At 46.1% G+C, this 21,334-nt stretch carries 15 protein-coding genes; 4 read left to right on the forward strand and 11 right to left on the reverse strand.

Annotation, left to right across the window (positions count from 1 at the left end):
- Positions 1-64 precede the first annotated feature (64 nt).
- Both CPIN_RS25185 and CPIN_RS25190 read right to left on the reverse strand, forming a co-directional pair.
- Positions 65-1,774 carry a GMC oxidoreductase gene (locus CPIN_RS25185; protein ID WP_012792679.1) on the reverse strand — a complete coding sequence of 570 codons (1,710 nt, stop codon included), beginning with the start codon at positions 1,772-1,774 and terminating at the stop codon, positions 65-67.
- 12 nt (positions 1,775-1,786) lie between these two features.
- Positions 1,787-2,338, reverse strand: coding sequence for a gluconate 2-dehydrogenase subunit 3 family protein (locus CPIN_RS25190; protein WP_012792680.1), 552 nt, complete (start codon positions 2,336-2,338; stop codon positions 1,787-1,789).
- A gap of 121 nt (positions 2,339-2,459) precedes the next feature.
- Between CPIN_RS25190 and CPIN_RS25195 the strand changes: the two genes are divergently transcribed.
- The gene (locus CPIN_RS25195) at positions 2,460-4,100 is read left to right on the forward strand and encodes a carboxylesterase/lipase family protein (protein ID WP_012792681.1); all 1,641 of its coding nucleotides are present in this window, start codon (positions 2,460-2,462) and stop codon (positions 4,098-4,100) included.
- Positions 4,101-4,327: 227 nt separating this feature from the next.
- Entirely contained in the window at positions 4,328-4,603 is a 276-nt protein-coding gene (locus tag CPIN_RS25200) for a hypothetical protein (protein ID WP_012792682.1), read from the forward strand.
- On the opposite strand, the gene CPIN_RS25205 is transcribed toward CPIN_RS25200, so the two are convergent.
- Complete coding sequence (locus tag CPIN_RS25205) at positions 4,604-5,482, reverse strand: SDR family oxidoreductase (protein ID WP_012792683.1); 879 nt, start codon at positions 5,480-5,482, stop codon at positions 4,604-4,606.
- A 222-nt stretch (positions 5,483-5,704) separates the two neighbouring features.
- On the opposite strand from CPIN_RS25205, the gene CPIN_RS25210 reads away from it, so the two are divergent.
- On the forward strand, positions 5,705-6,583 hold the full coding sequence (locus CPIN_RS25210) for a hypothetical protein (protein ID WP_012792684.1): 879 nt from the start codon (positions 5,705-5,707) through the stop codon (positions 6,581-6,583).
- Positions 6,584-6,721: 138 nt separating this feature from the next.
- The gene (locus tag CPIN_RS25215; RefSeq protein ID WP_012792685.1) at positions 6,722-7,594 is read left to right on the forward strand and encodes a DNRLRE domain-containing protein; all 873 of its coding nucleotides are present in this window, start codon (positions 6,722-6,724) and stop codon (positions 7,592-7,594) included.
- Between the two features lie 124 nt (positions 7,595-7,718).
- Here the strand turns inward: CPIN_RS25215 and CPIN_RS25220 are convergent, their stop codons facing one another.
- The 8 genes from CPIN_RS25220 to CPIN_RS25255 form a co-directional block, all read right to left on the reverse strand.
- Positions 7,719-9,092: an MFS transporter gene (locus CPIN_RS25220; protein ID WP_012792686.1), complete on the reverse strand. Its 1,374-nt coding sequence runs from the start codon at positions 9,090-9,092 to the stop codon at positions 7,719-7,721.
- A 12-nt stretch (positions 9,093-9,104) separates the two neighbouring features.
- Positions 9,105-11,429, reverse strand: coding sequence for a glycoside hydrolase family 65 protein (locus tag CPIN_RS25225; RefSeq protein WP_012792687.1), 2,325 nt, complete (start codon positions 11,427-11,429; stop codon positions 9,105-9,107).
- Positions 11,430-11,473: 44 nt separating this feature from the next.
- Positions 11,474-12,133 (reverse strand): beta-phosphoglucomutase, encoded by a 660-nt coding sequence (gene pgmB / locus CPIN_RS25230; RefSeq protein ID WP_012792688.1) that lies wholly within the window; start codon positions 12,131-12,133, stop codon positions 11,474-11,476.
- A 29-nt stretch (positions 12,134-12,162) separates the two neighbouring features.
- Positions 12,163-14,022 carry a glycoside hydrolase family 13 protein gene (locus tag CPIN_RS25235; RefSeq protein ID WP_012792689.1) on the reverse strand — a complete coding sequence of 620 codons (1,860 nt, stop codon included), beginning with the start codon at positions 14,020-14,022 and terminating at the stop codon, positions 12,163-12,165.
- A 68-nt stretch (positions 14,023-14,090) separates the two neighbouring features.
- Positions 14,091-15,128 (reverse strand): SusE domain-containing protein, encoded by a 1,038-nt coding sequence (locus CPIN_RS25240; protein WP_012792690.1) that lies wholly within the window; start codon positions 15,126-15,128, stop codon positions 14,091-14,093.
- A 42-nt stretch (positions 15,129-15,170) separates the two neighbouring features.
- The gene (locus CPIN_RS25245; protein ID WP_012792691.1) at positions 15,171-16,763 is read right to left on the reverse strand and encodes a RagB/SusD family nutrient uptake outer membrane protein; all 1,593 of its coding nucleotides are present in this window, start codon (positions 16,761-16,763) and stop codon (positions 15,171-15,173) included.
- A 19-nt stretch (positions 16,764-16,782) separates the two neighbouring features.
- Positions 16,783-19,749: a SusC/RagA family TonB-linked outer membrane protein gene (locus CPIN_RS25250; protein WP_012792692.1), complete on the reverse strand. Its 2,967-nt coding sequence runs from the start codon at positions 19,747-19,749 to the stop codon at positions 16,783-16,785.
- Between the two features lie 424 nt (positions 19,750-20,173).
- On the reverse strand, positions 20,174-21,205 hold the full coding sequence (locus tag CPIN_RS25255; RefSeq protein WP_012792693.1) for a LacI family DNA-binding transcriptional regulator: 1,032 nt from the start codon (positions 21,203-21,205) through the stop codon (positions 20,174-20,176).
- Positions 21,206-21,334 lie beyond the last annotated feature (129 nt).

Here is a 21,334-nt window from a genome sequence, read left to right on the forward strand (position 1 = left end):
TCATTTCTACAAATGATAAAAGGCCTTCCCCATGAGGAAGGCCTTTTATCATTTAGCAGCAATATTATATTTCACCTTTCTTCATCTGGCTAACCGCATAGTCCACTGCCCTGGCAGTAAGTGCCATATAAGTCAGTGATGGGTTCTGCGTAGAAGTAGAAGTCATACAAGCTCCATCGGTCACAAATACGTTATTCACGTCGTGCAACTGATTCCATTTATTGAGTACGGATGTCTTCGGATCTTTCCCCATGCGCGCACCACCCATTTCATGAATATCGAGCCCTGGCGCCTGTTTGGAATCGCCTGTACGGATATTGGTGAAACCGGCTTTGGTGTACATTTCAGTCATCTGCTCATGGAAGTCCTTCACCATCTTCTCATCGTTATCATCGTAGCCGATATTGACATGGATAACAGGCATCCCCCATTCATCCTTTTTATCTTTATCGAGGGTCAGCTGACTGATCTCTTTCGGGATGGTTTCACCCATCATATGAGATCCTACGTACCAGTTACCCATTTCTTCGTTGAACAGATTATCCTTCAGGCTCTTACCAATACCATCATGGCTATTCCATTTACGGCGGCCAGTATCAAATCCGGCAGCATATCCACGCAGGAAGTCTGTCTCCTGTTTCTTCACGTTCCGGAAGCGGGGAATGTATGCGCTGGTAGGACGACGGCCATCGGTGGTAACGTCCATATGACCATCATGGTCTGCGTAAATGGTAGCGCGGTAGTTATGGAAAGCGAAGTATTTACCCAATACCCCGCTGTCATTACCCAATCCATTCGGGAAACGGCTGGAAGTGGAATTGAGCAGGATCAGGTTTGAGTTGATCGCAGATGCGTTTACGAAGATGACACGGGCATAGTACTCGGTCATTTCCTTGGTTTTCGCGTCTACCACACGCACGCCGGTTGCCTTACCTTTCTTTTCATCGTAGATAACAGAGTGTACAACGGAATGCGGGCGGAGTGTCAGATTACCCGTTTTTTCTGCCCATGGCAGTGTAGAGGAGTTACTGCTGAAATATCCGCCGAAGGGACATCCACGCTGACAAAGATTTCTCTTCTGGCATTGTACCCTACCCTGTTCGATGTGGATTTGCTGCGGCTCGGAAAGATGCGCGCAGCGGCCATATATAACGTGACGATCTTTATAATTGTCTTTTACAAACTTTTGAAAGTATTGCTCAACGGCAGTCAGCTCCATAGGTGGCAGGAATTCGCCATCAGGGAGGTTATCGATACCATCCTTATTACCTGAAATACCTACAAATTTCTCTACGTAGCTATACCAGGGAGCGATATCTGCATAGCGGATCGGCCAGTCTACTGCGAAGCCGTCCCTTGCAGGCCCTTCGAAGTCATAGTCACTCCAGCGTTGTGTCTGTCTTGCCCAGAGCAATGATTTACCACCGACCTGGTATCCACGGATCCAGTCAAATGGTTTATCCTGCTCATAAGGATGTTCTTTATCCTTTACAAAGAAATGCATCGCATCCTCTTTAAAGGCATAACAACGGCTTACGACAGGCGCTTCTTCCTTGATCGCTTCCGGTATTTGTCCGCCGTGTGGAAATTCCCAGGGATATTTGTTTGTTGTGGGATAGTCTTTCAGGTGCTTTACGTCGCGGCCTCTTTCCAGTACCAGCGTTTTCAAACCTTTCTCCGTGAACTCTTTTGCTGCCCATCCTCCACTGATACCTGATCCTATCACAATCGCATCAAATGTGCGGTCCTGAGCACTCGTATTAATATTCGCCATAACTATTCTCTGTTAAGCAGTTCTTCTGCCGACTGGTTTTACAGGTACGCTTCCATGAAAACGGCCGGGAACCAGCTCGTATACCTGCACTTTAGTAAGATAAAATTCTGAATTGGTATAACCTCTGATGATCAGATTTTTGGTAGCGTGATAGAAATAAGCAGCGCCCCCTTCTTCTGCTTTGGATTTATCGAGTTGTTCCAAAAGGGCCGTCCTTGCTTCGGGAGTGCTTTTCTCGAATGATTTACCATTCTTTTTGTCACTCAGTTCAGCAAATGCCTTCATACCAGCTGTCCATTTCTGCTGGTCTTCCTTATTAAAGCAATCATCCACCATCGTCAGTGCAAACAAGTGCGCCTTGACGTCCTTCGCACCAGGTGTCGAAGTAGTGGGAATTAATGTGTCTGCCAGCAATGCCAGCATATTCTCGCCCTCACCATCTACCGCTATATTCTTTAATGAAATAGAAGCTGGAGTCGTTTTCCGTACACAGGACGGCAGGAACGCCAGACCAGCGGAGACGACCAGGACCTGTTTTAATGCGGTTCGTCTGTTTATAAGCATGAAAAGGTTTTTACATAACTGGCGATAAGGTATACGTAATAATTAATATTTCCAAGCCAATTGTTTGATAATTTTCGATGTAGTAAATTGAGGTATTCTACATTATAATAATATACATGTTATGAAATCATACTGTTTGTCGCTGCTCATGCTCTGTCAGCTGGGCTGGCTACCCGGAATGGCCCAGAAAAAGAACGCTGTTTCTCCTGCTTTGGTAAAGATTGAAAGTGGCCGTATTCAGGGTGTCATTTCCCGTACCACCGGTATCAGAAGCTATAAGGGTATCCCTTATGCCCAGGCGCCCGTCGGCAATCTCCGCTGGAAAGCCCCTCAACCTGAGAAAACCTGGGATACGATCCTGAAGGCCGATCATTTTGGTCCCAGGGCGATGCAGGGCAATATTTTCGGTGATATGGGCTTCCGTTCAGATGGTATGAGCGAGGACTGTCTGTACCTGAACGTCTGGGCGCCGGCCAATCCTGGCAAACAGCAATTGCCGGTACTGGTTTATTTCTATGGTGGCGGCATGGTAGCCGGAGACGGTTCGGAAACCCGTTATGACGGGGAAAGCATGGCCAGAAAGGGAATTGTGTCCCTGACGGTCAACTACCGTTTGGGCGTATTTGGTCTGCTGGCCCATCCGGAACTGTCTAAGGAAGCGGCTTATCATACGTCGGGCAACTATACGCTGCTGGATCAGCAGGCAGCCCTGGCATGGGTAAAGAAGAATATTGCGGCTTTTGGCGGTGATCCGAACCGGGTGACCATCGCCGGAGAATCAGCGGGCTCTATTTCAGTTTCCGCCTTGATGGCCTCTCCCCTGTCCAAAGGTCTGATGCATGGCGCTATCGGAGAAAGTGGTGCGATGATCAATCCCACGATGGCCCCTATCAGCAAAGAGGAAGCGGAACAGAACGGTGTGGCGATGGCCAATGTATTAGGTGCTTCCAGTCTGGAGGCATTAAGAGCGATCCCGGCAGAGGAATTACTTCGTAAAGCTTCCGGTCCCGGCGTACCGCATATGGCCTGTAATGTGGATGGCTATGTATTGCCTAAAAAACCGGTGGATATTTATGCCGCCGGCGAGCAGGCACATATCCCCCTGCTGGTAGGCTGGAACTCCACAGAAGTGCCCTATAGGGCCTTATTGTGGAAAGATGACCCTACAACGGAGAATTATGTCAAAAAGATAACAGAACTCTATCCTAAGAACACGGACGAGGTATTACAGCTCTATCCGGGCGGAACAGAACAGCAGGTGATTGCCTCAGCCACAGACCTGGCCAGCGACCGCTTTATTGTGTACAGCACCTGGAAATGGGCAGATCTGCATAAAATGACCCGGCAGCCTGTCTACCGTTATATCTTCTCGCATCCACGTCCGGATATGGTCCCTAAAATGGGTAATGCACAAGCCGGACTGGCAGGCGGCGTGATCAAAACCAGTGCTCCTCAGCCCAAACAGCCGGACCCGGTAAAAGGAGCTCCACATGCGGCTGAAATTGAATATGCTATGGGGAATCTTCAGTACAATCAGGTGTATGCCTGGACAAAAGCCGATTATGCTGTTTCCAATACGATGCTGAACTACTTTGCCAACTTTGTGAAAACAGGTAATCCTAATGGCCCGGGACTACCGAAATGGGAGCAGGATGGTACGCAGAATTCACAATATATGAATATTGATGTACAGTCATCCATGAAGAAAGAGACTACAAAGGCGAGGTATATTTTTCTCGATAAAATGTATAAGGAGAACTAACAATACAATTAGGAATTAGGAAATAGGAATTGAGCCATTATAGCCAATTAACTATTCAATTGTCCTTTAATTCAAAAGCTCATAAATATGCTATTCGGCAGCGAACATTGTTCAGACTAACGAATTCCTAATTCCTAATTGACCATTCCTAATTAGCGCATAACTGTCTCGACAGTTATGCGCCATGGTCTGGTTGTTGCGTGTTGTTTTGTATAAAAACAATACTTATGATGACCCGTCAAATCACCGTATCCTACAATGATCAGCACTACATGTATGATGTAGCTTTTGAGCGGCAGGACAATGCGACTGTTTATCATATTAAACCGCATAAAAAATCTGCCGTCGCCTTTCCTGAACACTTCGATATCATCAAATCGGATGACAGTGAACAACCGCAATACGATGTAAAGGCATTAAATGAGGAAGGAAAACAGATTGCCGATGTTTTATGGCAGCAGATCAGTTTATTCCCTCCTCAGTTCAAGGGAGGCAAGGCGTAACTATTTAAACAGAGACGCATAATCTGTTACGAACTGACTAAATGTACGGGCTTTCTCGCCTGTTACATCCTGCACGATATCTGTCACTGCAGCCGCTTCATTGAGCCGGTAATGCGCATAATCTTCCAACAAACCATCTGCCTGCCATTCGGGAAATCCGACACCCAGCAGTGCATTTTTCATATCCTCTTCCGGCACGTTAATGAAGTGTATCGGGTGCGCGAGTACCTGAGAGAAGGTGGTTGCCAGCTGCTGATGTGTCAATGATTCGGGGCCGGTAAGGTCATAGACTTTATTTTCATGTCCGTCTGCCGTCAGCGCAACGGCTGCTACTGCTGCGATATCCCTTATATCGATGAGGGAGATTCTTGCTTCACCGGCAGCAGCGAAAAATTTGTGCTCTGACCGGATTACTTCCTTAAAGCCTAATAGTCCCTGCATAAACAGATTAGGGCGCAGGAAGGTATATGTCATACCGGCAGCTGTTATAGCAGCTTCAACAGCGGCATGATAACGCAGAAAGCGTACAGGTGAACTGACATCTGCCGCCCATTGGGACAACTTCACAATATGTTTTACACCAGCTCTTTTGGCGGCATTAACAAAGCGGAGCTGTTGTTCTTCTGCATGTTCAGAAGAGTTAGTCAGCAGAAATGCCTTTTCTATACCTCTCAATGCCTTATCCAGCGAGACTTCATCATCAAAATTCCCCTGTACCAATGTAATACCGGGTAATACTTCCAGTTCCTTGGCGCGCTCTATGGATCGTACCATTGCATTATAAGAGATCCCTTTTGCAGACAGTAAATTGATCAGTTCTTTACCGATGTTGCCCGTAGCCCCGGTAATAAGAATAGTAGCTGGTCCTTGTGTTGACATGTTCTTTCATTTTTTTGTTTGACTAATTATATGTCAAAACTAAGACCAGCTGATTCCCTGGTATTGTAAGAAAACGAAAACGGCCTATTTATCTGGTTGGAGGCGCTCATCTGCGGCCGTTAAAAAATTTTATACCCCCAGGCAACCTTTTTATTTCTACCCTCGTATTAAGTAATTGACACAAGTGCTCACAATTTGCTTATTTAAAATTTTCTAATCACCATGCATTTATTCAAGAAATCAATGGTGGCAATGCTTTTAATTGCCACAGTGGCCACCTCATGCTCCGATGATGACAACGACGGAGTTACGCCAACGCCACCACAAGTTCCGCAGAAAACCGTGAAAGTCGCCAATAACACAACTTTCGGCGCTATTATGACTGACAGCACAGGCAAAACTTTATACTTCTTTTCTAATGATGCACAGGGCACTCCTACCTGTAAAGATGGCTGTGCTGCTGTATGGCCTACCTTCTACGTAGAAGAATCTGCACTCACCGTTGATAGTTCCCTGAACAAGGCTGATTTCACGACTGTAACCCGTCCTGACGGTACTAAACAAACCGCATACAAAGGATGGCCTTTATACTACTATGCGCAGGATGCTGCAGCAGAAGAAGTGAAAGGTGATAACGTAGGTGCTATCTGGTTTGTAGCAAAACCTGATTACTCTGTAATGGTGGCTAATTTCCAGTTGCACGGCAACGATGGTAAAGATTATGTACTGAACAACACAGGCGCGATTGCAGCAGGTACTGGTGCATCCAAATACCTGGTGGATGATCATGGTCTGACACTGTACAAATTTGCCAACGACAAAGCTGGTACTAACAACTTCACCAACAACGATGATACGCACAATGCTATCTGGCCTATCTACGAAGTATCAGAAGTGAAAAATGTACCTACCGGTTTTACCAAAACAGATTTTGCGATCATTACCGTATTGGGTAAAAAACAGATCACTTATAAAGGATGGCCTATGTACTACTTTGGCCAGGACGCTAAAGTAAGAGGCGCCAACAAAGGTGTGAGTGTTCCTACTCCAAATGTATGGCCTGTTCTTTACACAACTACAGCTGCCGCTCCTCAACCGTAACTGCATAACTATATAATACTGCCGTACTTGTGTAAAGCCCGGCAGCATTGTAAATAAGCAGATTGCCCGGCCCGGTTTCGCACCGGGTTGGGCTATCGGTTTTTCTTGCTATTTTCGCCCCAAATAAAACCTATACCCATGAAACATCAGGTACTATCATTATGCCTGTTAATGTCGGTCTATGCCGGTTATTCCCAAACGACCCTTTCTTTCAGACCAGATTCCTGCAACGGTAAAGACGCCACTGTATTTGTAAAAACCAATCTTCCTCAATGGTCAGAAAAAAATTTCGGCCATCGAGATGAAATATCTGCATCTGGATGGACATATGGCGGACAAGGAGGACAAGACGGTTATTCACGTTCTTTTATCGATTTCGTCGATCTGAAAAAAATACCCAGAGGTATGGCCATCTACAGCGCTACCCTGTACCTCTATGGAAAGACCAGCAGCATCTTTATCGAACAGGGTAACGTTAGTCCGAATGCCTGCTTTATTGATCGCGTGACCAGCCCATGGGAAGAAAATACTGTCAACTGGAATAATAAGCCGTCTATCAGCTTTGCAAATGAATCTATTATTCGGGACTCCAAAACCGCCACCTGGCGTTACGATGTAGCGGTGGATGTGACAGATATGGTGCAGGATATGATCAATCTTCCGGCGGACAGCAGCTATGGTTTCTGTATCCGTTTGCAGCAGGAGGCTTATTACCGCAATCTCCTGTTTGCCTCCAGCGAATATGCAGAAGAAGCATTACGTCCTCAGTTAAAACTGGTATTCCCGTCTTGCGGACCATCACCATTCACAGTGACCATCCCGGATACACCGGAAGTAATTCATCCAAATAATGAAATGAAGATGATGGAAACAGCTCCAGCTGGTATGGGCGCAGGTACCAAAGGTGCCATATATGCCGCGCCTATGGAAACGGTGAAGGAACAGCCTGTACAGGCGGATAAAAAAGCTGCACCAAAGCCTGTTAAGGTGAAGCAGCAAAAGACCAACTAATTGATTTACAAAATAACAAAAACAATGAGGGTACGATGGTCATGAACAGACATCGTACCCTTTTCCATTGATTGTTGATTGGTTGAATTAAACGACGTTTAGATTTGTTTCACCTTCACCGGACCTACGCTACACCATAAGTTGACACCAATTGTTCCGCAGCTGTCTTTTCTCTATCCTTCACATACATTACCGCTATCGCAGCAATGATCATAAATGCGCCGCCCATCACGAGTGCGAAAACAGCTTCTCCCTGGAACAGGTGCTTTACGATCAGTCCTCCGAAGATGCCATTGACAATCTGCGGGAAGGTGATGAAGAAATTAAAGATACCCATGTATACACCCGTTTTGTGAGACGGTATTACCCCGGACAATATCGCGTATGGTGTTGACAGGATACTACCCCATGCCATACCAATACCGATCATTGGCCAGATCAGCAGATCAGGGTTCTGTATAAAATAAAATGAAATGAGTGATAATCCACCTGCTGTCAGGGAAATAGCATGTGCGGCCCTGCGGGAAGTTTTGCGGGCAATAGCCGGTAGTACCAGCGCATATACTGCTGACACCGCACTGTAGATACTGAACAGGAAACCCACCTTATTGCCGGCATCAGCAAAAAGTGCAGACGAAGTATCGCCGGGCATTACTTTATAAATGTGGTGCGCGACTGCTGGTGTAGTAAATACCCACATAGAGAATAAGGCGAACCAGGAGCAGAATTGTACCAGTCCCAGTTGTTTCATTGCCGAAGGCATATTGGAAAAATCCTTGAGGATCGTTTTCAATCCGCCGCCATGCTGCTCTGCAGCCTGTCCAGGATTGAATTTTGCAAACTCCTCCGGAGAATATTCTGATGATGTAAATATCGACCAGAGAATCGTAGTAAGCAATACAAGCGCGCCTACATAAAAGGAATAGATCACATTATCAGGTACTACACCCGGCGCCGCTGTTTTGGATACGCCCATGTATTCTGCCAGCAGATACGGCAAAGAGGAACCCAGTACGGCCCCTGCCCCTATCAGAAAGGTCTGGGCAGAGAATCCCTGGCTCCGCTGCTCATCCGGCAGGTTATCCGCCACCAGTGCCCGGAAAGGTTCCATGGCCACGTTGATAGAAGCATCCATCAATGTCAGCATACCCGCCCCTATCAATACCGGCGGCAGCATAGCTGCCAGTAATGAGGAATTAGGCAGTAACATCAGCGCCAGTGCCGTAGCGATAGCACCTACAAGAAAGTAAGGTCTGCGACGTCCCAGTTTATTCCAGGTGCGGTCGCTATAGTGGCCGATAATAGGCTGTACGATCATACCGGTCAGCGGAGCTGCCAGCCAGAAAAGGGACAGGTGCTCTACTTCCGCTCCATAGGTTTGCAAAATACGGGAGGCATTTCCATTTTGTAAAGCAAAACCAAACTGGATACCGAAAAAGCCCATGCTCATGTTCCATATGCGCGCAGCGGACAACCGCGGCTTAGCCATTCCTTTCATGGGATAAATATTTTAATTAACTAAATTTCCTTGCTTAGCCGTTACTGTTGCACCAGCTGGTACTTCCACCGCTTCTCCGTAGATGTACACGGTGATGTCATTCACAGCATCATTTTCAATGGTCACATCCTGTTTGCTCACTTTCACCTTCAGTATTCTTCCGCGGAAACGGATGCTGAACGCAAATGATTGCCACTTACCTGGCAGGAATGGTGTGAACTGCAACTGTCCATCTCTTACACGCATACCGGCAAAACCTTCTACCACACTCATCCAGGTACCTGCCATGGAAGTAATATGCAGCCCATCTTCTGTATCGTTGTTATAATCGTCCAGGTCCAGACGGGAAGTGCGCAGATAGAACTCATGCGCTCTTTTTTCGTCACCCAGTTTCGCAGCCAGAATCGCATGTACACAGGGAGACAGGGAGCTTTCGTGAACAGTGCGCGGTTCGTAGAAATCAAAGTTACGACGCAGTGTATCGATATCGTACCTGTCTTCCAGGAAATATAATCCCTGCAAAACGTCTGCCTGTTTTATAAAGCAGGAACGCAGAATACGATCCCAGCTCCATTTCTGATTCAGCGGACGCTGTGCAGGATCCAGGTCTTTTACCAGGATCTGCTCTTTGTCAAGATAACCATCCTGTTGCAGGAACACGCCCAACTGTTCATCAACCGGATAATACATATTATCAATCACATGCTGCCATTTTTCCAGTTCTTTACCGGCGTCAAAAAAGGTCGTTTTAATAATAGCGTCATATCTGTTAGCAGCCGTCTCTTTTACGTACTGTAATGCTTCTGTTGCGTACTGCAGACACCAGGTTGCCATGGTGCTGGTATACCAGTTATTATTGACATTGTTCTCGTATTCATTCGGTCCGGTCACCCCCAGCATTACGTACTGGCCGCGTGCTTCGCTCCAGTTAACACGCTGTGCCCAGAAGCGGGCTATACCGATCAGTACTTCCGTACCATATTCCGCCAGATAAGCTGTATCGCCGGTATAACGAATGTAATTGAAAATAGCAAAAGCGATCGCTGCGTTACGGTGAATTTCTTCAAAAGTGATCTCCCATTCGTTGTGACACTCTTCTCCGTTCATGGTCACCATCGGATATAGTGCTGCGCCGTTATTAAAGCCTAATTTGGCCGCATTTTCGATGGCTTTGCCCAACTGCTTATAACGATAGATCAGCAGATTACGGGCCACCTGTGGGTCCGCAGTTGCGAGATAAAACGGTATGCAATAGGCTTCCGTATCCCAGTAAGTTGAACCGCCATATTTTTCACCGGTAAAACCTTTCGGTCCGATATTCAGACGGGCGTCTTCACCTGTGTAAGTCTGGTTCAGCTGGAAGATATTAAAACGGATGCCCTGCTGTGCAGCCGGATCGCCTTCAATGATGATATCGCTTTCTTTCCATTTCATCGCCCAGGCAGCCGCCTGTTCTTTCAGCATGGCATCAAAGCCTTTTGCCGCTGCTTTACCAACCGAGATTTCACAATTATTGGCTAATGCGGCTACTGCATGATTTTCAGAAGAAAGATTTGCGGCGTATTTGTAAATAACTGTCTCCTGCTGACTTTTCACCTTCACGGTCGTCACCACACCTACGTACTTTTCTTTCTGTACCGGCGTTACGTGCATTACTACCGGCTTCGCATCCTGGTATATATTGAACTGCATACCGGTACATACCTGGAAACCGGTTTTTTTTGTCTTCAGTGTGATATACGCACTTGTATGCTGGATACTGGCGCCTGTTTCTTCCCAGAATTTCTCATCATAGTTAGCATCCTGGTTTTTGATATCGCCATCGATATAGGCTGTTACCTGCACATTACCCTCAAAGTTCAGGGGGGTGATACTATACCGGATCGCACCCGTTTCATCATCCACAATACTACAGAAACGCGTAGCAGTTACTTTTACCTGTTTGCCGCTTTCCAGCGTTGCTGTAAAGGAACGTTGCAGGTACCCTTCCTGCATGTTCAGTACACGACTGAAATCAGTTACCCGGGCTTTATGCAGATCCAGTTCTTCCTCCTCAATACGGATGCCGATACCTATCCAGTTGGCCGCGTTCAATACTTTGGCAAAATACTCCGGGTAACCATTCTTCCACCAACCTACCCGGGTCTTATCGGGATAATAGACACCGGCCACATAATTGCCCTGTAAGGTTTCGCCGGAATAGGTTTCTTCAAAGTTGGCGCGCTGGCCCATACGACCATTTCCCAGACTGAATATGCTTTCAGATATTTTATTGTAATGTGGTACAAAACCTTCTTCGATGATGTTCCACCCGTCTACTTTTATGTATTGCTTCATGACTCTCCTGAATGGTACCTTTTGCTAAATGCAATCGGCATTGTTTATTTTGAGTATAAGTTGGTCAGTGTTTGCAGATCGATCTGCTCCAGGCTGCTGACTACCAGGTCAGCCTCTCCCAGTACGTCCTCCTCTCCTATGCCGACTACCTTCATACCAGCAGCTTTAGCCGCCTGAACGCCGGCAATGGCATCTTCAAAAACGATGCATTTTGCCGGTGATATGCCCAGGGCTTCAGCCCCTTTCAGGAAGACTTCCGGATCGGGTTTGGAAGCGGAAACAGTATTCCCATCTACCAATGCATCAAACAAAGGCAGAATGCCTACTTTCTCCAGTATAACAGTTGCATTCTTACTGGCTGATCCCAGGGCTGTCTTAATACCGGCAGCACGCAGATTATCCAGTAGTTCTTTTGTTCCCGGGAGTATCTCCTCCGGCGTCATATGATGGATCATGTCAACATACCACTCATTTTTACGGGTAGCAAGTATCTGTTGCTCCTCAGCAGATTTCTCCATACCACCCCATGCCAGGATCAGTTCGAGTGATTTAACTCTGCTGATTCCTTTTAGCTTCTCATTCTGCGCTTCCGTAAAATTGAACCCTAACTCATTAGCCAGCCTTTTCCAGGCTTTAAAATGATAGACAGCGGTATCTACGATCACCCCATCCAGGTCAAAAATGCATGCTTCAAATACTTGCATATATTCAGATAAAATCGTTTGAAAAATTGTTACTTGAGCAATTCCATTACCTGCGTCGTTTCTGCTGGTATGCGCAGACTGTCGGCAAGCGGGTAGGTTTTACCACTGACGATATCCCTGGCCTGTGTGAAGCCGCTCACTCTTTCCGTAAAACGGGCGGGCGATACAGCTGCTTCCTTTTCGTTCGGATTGAGTACGATCATCACAGTCTTATCTCCGTTGTAGCGGAAATAAGTATAGATATTATCCTGTGGTACATACTGCATCAGTTTACCCGTTTGTAACACCGGGTTATTCTTTCTGTAATTGGCTATTGTGCTGACATAGTTGAACAGCTCATTTTCTTCTGCATTACGGCCACCGGCAGTAAATTTATTCTGTGTATCGCCAGTCCATCCACCTTTGAAGTCTTCACGTACCAGTCCGTCGGGCGCGCTGAAGTTCTTCATACCAATCTCTGCGCCATAGTACAGTTGCGGGATACCACGAGTAGTGAGTAACCAGGCGAGGGCGGCTTTATACTTGTTCTTATTTTCCTTTACTACTGAATAGAAACGGCTCAGGTCGTGATTGTCAAGGAATACCACATTACGCATAGGATCCTGATACTGATAATCCTGTATCAGCGTCGCATAAAGTTTTACGACACCATCATCCCATCCTGGTTTTTCATTAAGGGCAGCCGAGATAGCCCAGAGACTCTGGAAATCTGTAGTACCCGGGAGGTTTGTATCAAAGCCTCTGTTCACGGTATTGCCCTGTGTAAAGAAGACCTGTTCAGGACCGCTGTGTACCCATACTTCTCCAAAGAAAGTAAAACCGGGATAGGCCGCTTTAATAGCTTTGCCCCACTCCGACATGAAGTCTGCATCGTTATAAGGGTAAGTATCAAGACGAAAGGCATCTACCCCGGCGTATTCAATCCACCAGATATGACTTTGTGTAAAATACCTGCGTACATATGGATTTTTCTGGTCCATATCAGGCATGTGCAGATCGAACCAGCCATCGGTCATGATCTTCTGATCAGAGGGCGCCGCGTATGGATCCATTAAAGGAGCTGCGCGGAAGCTGGAACGGGTAAAGGCAGGCCATTGGTGTACCCAGTTTTTCATAGGCAGATCTTTCATTGTCCAATGCTGACTGCCAATATGATTGTGTACCAGATCCTGAACCAGTTTCATGCCTCTTTTATGCAGACTATCAGCCAGCACCTTATACAGTTCATTGGAACCAAAGCGGGGATCAATACGGTAGTTTTCCGTTGCGGCATAACCATGATAAGAAGCAGAAGGCTGGTCGTTGGTCACCAACGGCGTCATCCACAAGGCTGTTACCCCCATCTGCTGCAGATATCCCAGGTGATCAATGATACCTTGTATGTCGCCACCATGGCGTTTATACATGGAATCTCTGTTCAATGAGGTTTCCTGCATTCCTTTGATAACATCATTGTTCTTATCGCCATTTGCAAATCGATCCGGCATGATCAGGTATACAAAGTCGCTGCTGTTGACGCCCTGCGCTTTGATACCGCCCTCTCTTTTCTTTAGCTCATAGGTATATACAATGTCTTTCTGTCCTTTCTGCTTAAACTTAATGGGGAAAGATCCGGCAACAGCCGAAGAAGTGATATTAAGATCGACGAACAAATAATTGGGATTCTCTACTTTATGTACTTCCTGCAGGGTAATACCCGGATAACTGAGGGAAACTTCCTTTTCAGCGATCTTATCTCCATGGATGATCAGTTGCAGGAATGGTTCCTGCATACCCGTCCACCAGAAAGCGGGTTCTATCCTTTCCAGCTTAGGCAGTTGTGCCAGTGATAACGAAACAGTAGTGAATGCCAGGATAGCGGTCAATAACAATCTTCTCGTCTGTAACATGCTTATTAATCTATGGTTTTAAGAGCTGCAACCCGGTTGTATAACCAGGTTGCAGCTGATATCATTCCTTATTGTACGCTCAATGTGTAAACGTAGTTGCCTGGATTGCTCAGATCCATGGTAATGGTATAAGTTCCGGGAGTAGTGATGTTGATCACACCAGCAGCACCGGCATTCAGCACCCCGTTATTATCGTCATCACTCAGACTGATGGTGTTGGCATTATTTGCTCTGAAGTAGAAGCTACCGGCAGCAAGCGGAGTGGTAACGCTCCATTTCTTGGTTGCGGCGTTAAAGGTCATTGCCTTATCCGCGCCACCTGCAGCGCTACCGGTCACACTCCAGGTAGTACGGCTGATAGTAAAACTGAGTGCATTCAGGTCAACTGTAAGCCGGTAATAACCTGCTTCAGCCGCCTTGATATTACCACCGTTGCTCACAAGGGAACCGCCGCCGGCATCACCGTAGTTCAGGTCCCAGCTTTTTGCAGGCGTGATTTTAAACTCTGTATTGGCATCCGGGAAGTTCAGGTAGCCTTCGTATTTCTTGTCATTGTTTACTGATGCGAGTGCACCAAGACCGTCGTTATCAAATGACCATCCCTGATAACCACCAGGTACATAAATAGCCGGATAGATCTTTGGCACATAGTAAGGCGTTACATTCAGCAGTACGCTGTCAGAGTATACCTTATCTCCTATTGTATCTACCGCTGCTTTTACACGGATCACCAACTGGTGTTCACGACCGGCAGCCAGGCCCATATTATTGATCGCCTGATTTAGCTGCGCAACAGTGAAGGTTTTAGTCAGTCCGTTATTAGCACTGAATATTTCCGAAGCGTTTCTGAAACCATTTCCTTTTTCAGCTACTTCCAGCGTATAGTTTACTACGGCTCTGTATCCCCAGTCCTGAGAAGCGGTCCACGTATAGGTTACCGCATTTTCTGAAGCCTTATCCGCAGAAAACACAAATTCAGTTGCTGTCGCAGAAAAGGCAGGCGTTGTACCTGTCTTCACCTGTGTGAAGCTGTCCTGTTTTTCACAGGAGGCGAGCGCCAACACACATAAACTTCCTGCAATAATTTTATTCAACCAGGCATTCATGATGCAAGTATTTTGGTATTGTGGTTAAATGCTGTTCTTGAATTAATAACCGTCGTTCTGTTTCAGGTTGGGATTAGCCACCCTTGCAGTAGTTGGAATCGGATATACCGTACGGAAATCACCTACTGCCGCTCCTGCTGCTACGCCGCCTTTGAACGGCCATACATAAGCAGCACCGGTAAACAGTCCGTAGCGGATCAGGTCAGTTCTGCGGTGTCCTTCCCAATACAACTCACGACCTCTTTCATCCAGGATAAATCTCAGGTTCAGCTGAGCAGCGGTAATGTTGCCGGAAGTATTGCCATATGCACGCTGACGCAGATCATTGATATATGTCACGGCCTGGTTGGTGGAACCACCTGTACCGCCCCGTAATACGGCTTCTGCATAGGTCAGATGCATTTCTGCCAGACGCATCAGCGGGAAGTCGGTATCCACGAAAGTGGAGTTGGAACCATCTGTATTTTTAGAAGTCTTATTAGACCATTTTGTGATGGCATAACCATCGGTGAATGTACCCAGATCAGCTATCTCACGGTTCTGGCCAGCAGTGTAGAACATGGCGCGTTTATCAGTAGCGCCGGTAATATCGCTGAACAGTGCCACAAATGCACTGGTGGTACGTAAACCACCCCAGCCACTGTTTACACCAAATTCAGCAGCATTCATACTACCACCGACAGCAGCATGTATCAGGTAAGTGGTACCACCATATGTCTGTGTGCGGGCGCCGTCAAAGTTGGCCGTGAGCATCAATTCTGATTCCGAGGTTACGTTGTTATCAGCCTTGAACATATTAGCATAGCTATTAGCCAGTGTGTAACCGGAATTGATCACTTTAGCGCTATAGGTAACCGCATCGGTATAACGGGCAGTACCTGTGTACACTTCAGCGTTCAGGTATAATTTTGCGAGCAATCCCCATACGCAGGCTTTATCAGCACGACCATACTCATTTGCACGGGCTTCTGCCATTTCTCCTTCAATTGCTAACAATTCACGTTCTATGTAAGAGAACAGGTCAGTACGGGAGATCTGGTTGGGATAATAGTAGGCCACTTCATTACTATCTGTCACAAATGGTACACTACCGAAGAGGTCCATCGCGTGATAGTAACTCAATGCACGCAGAAAGCGTGCTTCTGCACGGAAGGTATGTGCTGTTTCGCGATCTTTTTCTGCGATACCGTTGCTGCTTAGTTTATCATCGCTGGTCTGTCTGATAAATTCATTACACTGTGCGATCTGATAGAACAGACGGGCAAACATGGCATTGATGAAGTTATCATCAGGCGTCCAGTCCATCTGGTGAAAATCCTGTAATGTACCGTCATTCCAGCCAATCACTGCTTCGTCAGTAGGCAGTTCCTGCATCTGATAATATCCGCGGATATAACTGGATGTACCTTCATCGATACCGCTGATATCGGGGCTACCTGTCGGACCAACCTGTCCGGTAACAGAGAAACCACCATATAATTTAGCCAGGATGGCTTTATAATTGGAAAAGTCTTTATACACGCTGGCTGATGTAGCCTCTGTGATCGGTGTACGGTCCAGATCTTTGGTACAGGAAGTAAGTCCCCATACCATTGCGCCTGCCAGTACTACCTGATATATGAATTGCTTAGTCATAACGTTTCCTGTTTGTTAATTAAAAATCAAGGTTAACACCCAAAGAATATACACGCGGACGAGGATAGAATTTATCATCTATACCACTGAACACCTCAGGATCCTGACCGCTGTATTTAGTAATCACAAATACGTTCTGTACGTTGAAGTTGGCGCGCAGACCTACTTTTTTACTGATCACTCTTCCGAAATCGTAACCCAGGTTCAGGTAGTCCATACGCAGGAACGAACCGTTTTCTACATAGTAATCGGACCAGTACTGCGTGTTTCTGAATTTAGTTTTCAGTACGCTGGTAGACAGGTTGGCCAGGTAGTTACTATTCTGGAATGTTTTGTAAGAACCGTTGTTGGATGCCTGGTTGTTGTAGATGTAGTTACCGATGTTGCTACGCATACTGAAACCAAGGGTCCATTTCTTATAGTTGAAACTTGAATTAAAGTTCAGGTATACCACCGGATTGGATGATTTGTAGCGATATTTATCATCCGCATCCACGACGCCATCGCCGTTGGTATCTTCATACACCCCTTCGATCGGATTACCGGCTTTATCGTAGATCTGTTTGTATACATAGAAGGAATTGATCTGGTTCCCGGCAGTATTGATCTGAATCGTGTTACCGGTACCACCGCTGATACCACCTGTTGCGATGCCTACAGAAGTATCTGTCTGTGCTTTGGAAAGCGACAGGATCTTGTTTTTGTTATAGGTAATGTTGAAACCAGCGTCCCAACGGAAGTCTTTTGTTTCTACTGGCGTAGCATTGATAATGAATTCCACGCCCCTGTTTTCCAGACTACCGATATTGGTATACAGCGTGTTGGTCAGATTGGTACCAGTAGGAGCCGTTACATCTGCCAGCAGGTCGGTGGTTTTCTTGTAGTAAAAGTCTACGCTACCGGTGATCTTATTATCCAGGAAACCGTAGTCTACCGCTACGTTATAAGTAGCTGTCTGTTCCCATTTGATGTTCTGGTCATAACCGGCGGCACGCAGTGTTTTGTAGAACACATCACCCAACTGGTAAGAGGAGTTCGCATCGCCGTAAGTGTAGCGGGACAATGCTGCATATTCTTTACCCACACCAATATTTTCCTGACCAGTCACACCGTAACCGAGTCTCAGTTTCAGATCAGATAAAGTCTTTGTATTCTTCAGGAAAGGCTCGTCCTTCAGTTTCCACGCGAATGCTACCGAAGGGAAGTTACCCCAGTGCTGGCGGAAACGGGAAGTACCGTCACGACGCATGGTGAAAGTGAGGAGATATTTATCATTGAAAGTATAGTTCAGACGACCGAAGAAAGATACCAGTGTGTGCTGTGCTTCGCTGTAGTTACCCGCAGCGGTGGTGGTATCGCCGGATTCATCCAGAGTAGGATAACCAGGAGTAGCAGTGATAAAATCCTGGTAAGAATAACCACCCATTACATCAATACGGCTTTTAATACCTTTCAGCTCTTTTACATAGTTCAGGTAGAAGTCAAACAGTTTGTTCTTCATTTCCTGGGAGTAGTGCTTGTAAGAACCACCGGTACCATTGTAGTAGGACAGTGCTGCATACTTCGGAATGTTTGTATTACCATCACCTTTCTGATAGTCGTAACCCAGATTCAGGTTAGCACGCAGTTCAGGGAGAAAGTGAAATTTATAGTCAAACTGGATGTTACCGATGCTCCTTTTTACCTGGGATTTGTCCATTTTCTGTTCCAGCATCGCCGCCGGGTTTTTAGTAGCGAGGTCGTACAGTTTGCCGTTGTACAGCCATTCGTAGTAACCCCCAAAGTCATTGCTGTTGCCGGAGCGCAAAGGTTTGGTCGGATCGTATGCGATAGCGGCATTAATGGCTCCCTGGTCCGCAAAACGGTAATCAGCAATAGAACCCTTTACATTCATGTTGATTTTCAGGTGATCATCAAATAAACTTGGAGACAGGTTAATGGAAGCTGAGTTTCTTTCCAGGTTGGATGTTTTCAGGATACCGTCCTGGTTCAGGTAACCAACAGAAATGCGGTAAGGCAGTTTCTTCCAGGATCCGCTGAGGGCCAGGTTGTTATCGGTGCTGAAAGCGGACTGGTAGATCTGTTTCTGCCAGTCAGTATTATCAGTACCCAGCAGTGCGATCTGTGCAGCAGTACCGTTCTGTTTTACAACATCAGAGAACTGGCTGGCATTCAGTACCGGAGAGAAGCTGGTTACTTTGGAAATGGCATTCGTTGAACTGAAAGAAACATGGAGCTGATCACCCAGACGTCCCTTTTTAGTGGTAATGATGATGACACCATTGGAGGCACGGGAACCGTAGATAGCGGTTGCAGATGCATCTTTCAGTACGTTAAATGATTCAATATCATTTGGATTGATCAGGGCGAGTGCATTAGAAGCACCGCTGATATTGTTGTTGTCAACAGGTACGCCGTCTATGATGATCAGCGGATCATTGGTAGCGTTCAGGGAAGCGCCACCACGTACGCGGATGGTACTACCAGCGCCAGGTGCACCACCATTGGAGGTGATCTGTACACCAGGTACTTTACCAGTGATCAGCTGATCAGCAGAGCTGATAGGTCCTTTGTTAAAGTCTTTGGAAGAAACAACAGCGATCGCACCTGTCAGGTCACTCTTTTTCTGGGTACCGTAACCTACTACTACTATTTCGTTCAGACCTTTGGTGTCAGCTTTCAGCTGGAAAGTGATAGATTCTGTGCTGTTGCCTGCATTAACAGGCATTTCGAATGTTTCATACCCCATGATACGGGCTACTACTACGATGTTTCCAGGCGTAATGCCCGTGATGGTGAATTTACCTTCCGCATCAGCTGTGGCGTTCTTACTGGTCCCTTTGATGAAGACGGTGGCGCCTGGAATTGGTTGTCCTGCATCGTCTGTCACCTTCCCACTAATACTGCCTGATTGCGCATAGGTAAACAGAGAGATCAACACAAAGCACAGCAGAAATGCATACCGGGCAAAGCGTGTTTTTTTCATTTAACGTTGATTAATAGTTTCACAATAAGTTCACTGCAGGTACTTTTTGAGCAAAAAGCCCCCTTTCGAATCCTTTCGGATTCAATTGCCTTTAGTTTGTTTTTGTTGTAATCGTGGAAACCAGAGACTGATTTTCTGTCTTCCGGTGATTTGAATGCTGTAAAACTTTAAGTAGGATTCATTTTTGTTACGTTTTTCTATTTTCCGGGAACGTTCCCGGAGTGTGGAACATGTTGCTAAAGTATACCTTTTTATGAAAACTGTAACATTTTGAAATACTTTTTTAAAAAAAAAGTTAAAAGATAGCGAGGAAATCGCATGAAAAACTCAGGCGACAATCAATCTGATGATTGATTGTCAACAATTTGATAAATATCACATGTAAGATTATTTAGTGGAGGACTTTCGTTTTGTTTCTTTTCGGCTATCCCTTCCCTCCTATATGAGTTTTTACACCGGTGCTGGAAGTTCTGGGAATCAATTTTGAGCTTAGTACAAGGTGATCATTTACCGGCGCATCACTTTCCAGGGCTCTGAAAAGCAGTTCTGCGGCATTTGTGCCCAGGTCGAAAGCCGGCTGTGTGATGGTGGATAATGCTGGATTCAGCAGGGAGGCGATCTCCAGACTGGAAAAGCTGACAATCTTAATGTCATCCGGAATACGGATACCCAGATTATGGCAAACGTAATAGCTGGAAATAGCCAGACGTTCTACCGAAGCAAGGATACCATCCGGGTGCTGTTCATTTAATGCTTTTGAGAGAATATCGAAGTTCTCGTCATAGTCGTTGGAGCAATCTATCACGAGGTGGGTGTTGTATGGAATACCAGCATCTTTCAATGCGTCATGATAGCCCTGCATACGTACATTACCAATGGACAGGCTCTTGTTCACCACCAGGAAAGCGATCTTCTTACAGCCCACTTCTATCAGGTGACGGGTAGCGGCAAAACTGCTCTCATAGTCATCCGTAGTCACTTTCGGCACATTGATATCATCGTATACCCTATCAAAAAACACCAGTGGAATATGCTTATTCCCCAGGCGGTTAAGATACTGGTGATCATTGGCCTCACCGGATGCAGACATGATAATACCGTCTACACGGCCGTTGTATAGTTTGTCGATAAATGCGACTTCTTTCTGGTACTCATCATCCGTTACATAGATCAGTGTATGGTAGCCTTTGTCTCTGGCTACGCGCTCAATACCATGTATGGCCTGGGAAAAAAAGTTATTAGCCAGTTCCGGAACGATGATGGCAATTGTCTTGCTTTTCTTCTCCCGCAGATTGCTGGCATAGTGATTTGGCTGGTAGTTGAACTCCTTCGCCATGGATAAGATCCTGGCTTTTGTTTCGGGATTGATGTCGCTGTTGCCCCTGAATGCCCTGGAAACCGTGGAAGTAGACAAATTAAGTTTTTCAGCCAACCTTTTAATATCAACGCGATCCATTGCTAAAGTTGTTTAAATAGGCTCAGCGACCAAATTAGAAAAAATAGCTGACAAAGCAGGAAACTAATAATTCATGCCTATCGTATATTATATATTTAATATAAAATAATTAATCATTTTAATATTTTT

This window comes from Chitinophaga pinensis DSM 2588, assembly GCF_000024005.1.
GTDB lineage: Bacteria > Bacteroidota > Bacteroidia > Chitinophagales > Chitinophagaceae > Chitinophaga > Chitinophaga pinensis.

What these genes read in the sequence shown, in the direction of transcription:
- CPIN_RS25185 (WP_012792679.1), bottom strand. Translation starts at nt 1,774, where the DNA reads ATGGCGAATATTAATACGAGTGCTCAGGACCGCACATTTGATGCGATT.
- CPIN_RS25190 (WP_012792680.1), bottom strand. Translation starts at nt 2,338, where the DNA reads ATGCTTATAAACAGACGAACCGCATTAAAACAGGTCCTGGTCGTCTCC.
- CPIN_RS25195 (WP_012792681.1), top strand. Translation starts at nt 2,460, where the DNA reads ATGAAATCATACTGTTTGTCGCTGCTCATGCTCTGTCAGCTGGGCTGG.
- CPIN_RS25200 (WP_012792682.1), top strand. Translation starts at nt 4,328, where the DNA reads ATGATGACCCGTCAAATCACCGTATCCTACAATGATCAGCACTACATG.
- CPIN_RS25205 (WP_012792683.1), bottom strand. Translation starts at nt 5,482, where the DNA reads ATGTCAACACAAGGACCAGCTACTATTCTTATTACCGGGGCTACGGGC.
- CPIN_RS25210 (WP_012792684.1), top strand. Translation starts at nt 5,705, where the DNA reads ATGCATTTATTCAAGAAATCAATGGTGGCAATGCTTTTAATTGCCACA.
- CPIN_RS25215 (WP_012792685.1), top strand. Translation starts at nt 6,722, where the DNA reads ATGAAACATCAGGTACTATCATTATGCCTGTTAATGTCGGTCTATGCC.
- CPIN_RS25220 (WP_012792686.1), bottom strand. Translation starts at nt 9,092, where the DNA reads ATGAAAGGAATGGCTAAGCCGCGGTTGTCCGCTGCGCGCATATGGAAC.
- CPIN_RS25225 (WP_012792687.1), bottom strand. Translation starts at nt 11,429, where the DNA reads ATGAAGCAATACATAAAAGTAGACGGGTGGAACATCATCGAAGAAGGT.
- pgmB (WP_012792688.1), bottom strand. Translation starts at nt 12,133, where the DNA reads ATGCAAGTATTTGAAGCATGCATTTTTGACCTGGATGGGGTGATCGTA.
- CPIN_RS25235 (WP_012792689.1), bottom strand. Translation starts at nt 14,022, where the DNA reads ATGTTACAGACGAGAAGATTGTTATTGACCGCTATCCTGGCATTCACT.
- CPIN_RS25240 (WP_012792690.1), bottom strand. Translation starts at nt 15,128, where the DNA reads ATGAATGCCTGGTTGAATAAAATTATTGCAGGAAGTTTATGTGTGTTG.
- CPIN_RS25245 (WP_012792691.1), bottom strand. Translation starts at nt 16,763, where the DNA reads ATGACTAAGCAATTCATATATCAGGTAGTACTGGCAGGCGCAATGGTA.
- CPIN_RS25250 (WP_012792692.1), bottom strand. Translation starts at nt 19,749, where the DNA reads ATGAAAAAAACACGCTTTGCCCGGTATGCATTTCTGCTGTGCTTTGTG.
- CPIN_RS25255 (WP_012792693.1), bottom strand. Translation starts at nt 21,205, where the DNA reads ATGGATCGCGTTGATATTAAAAGGTTGGCTGAAAAACTTAATTTGTCT.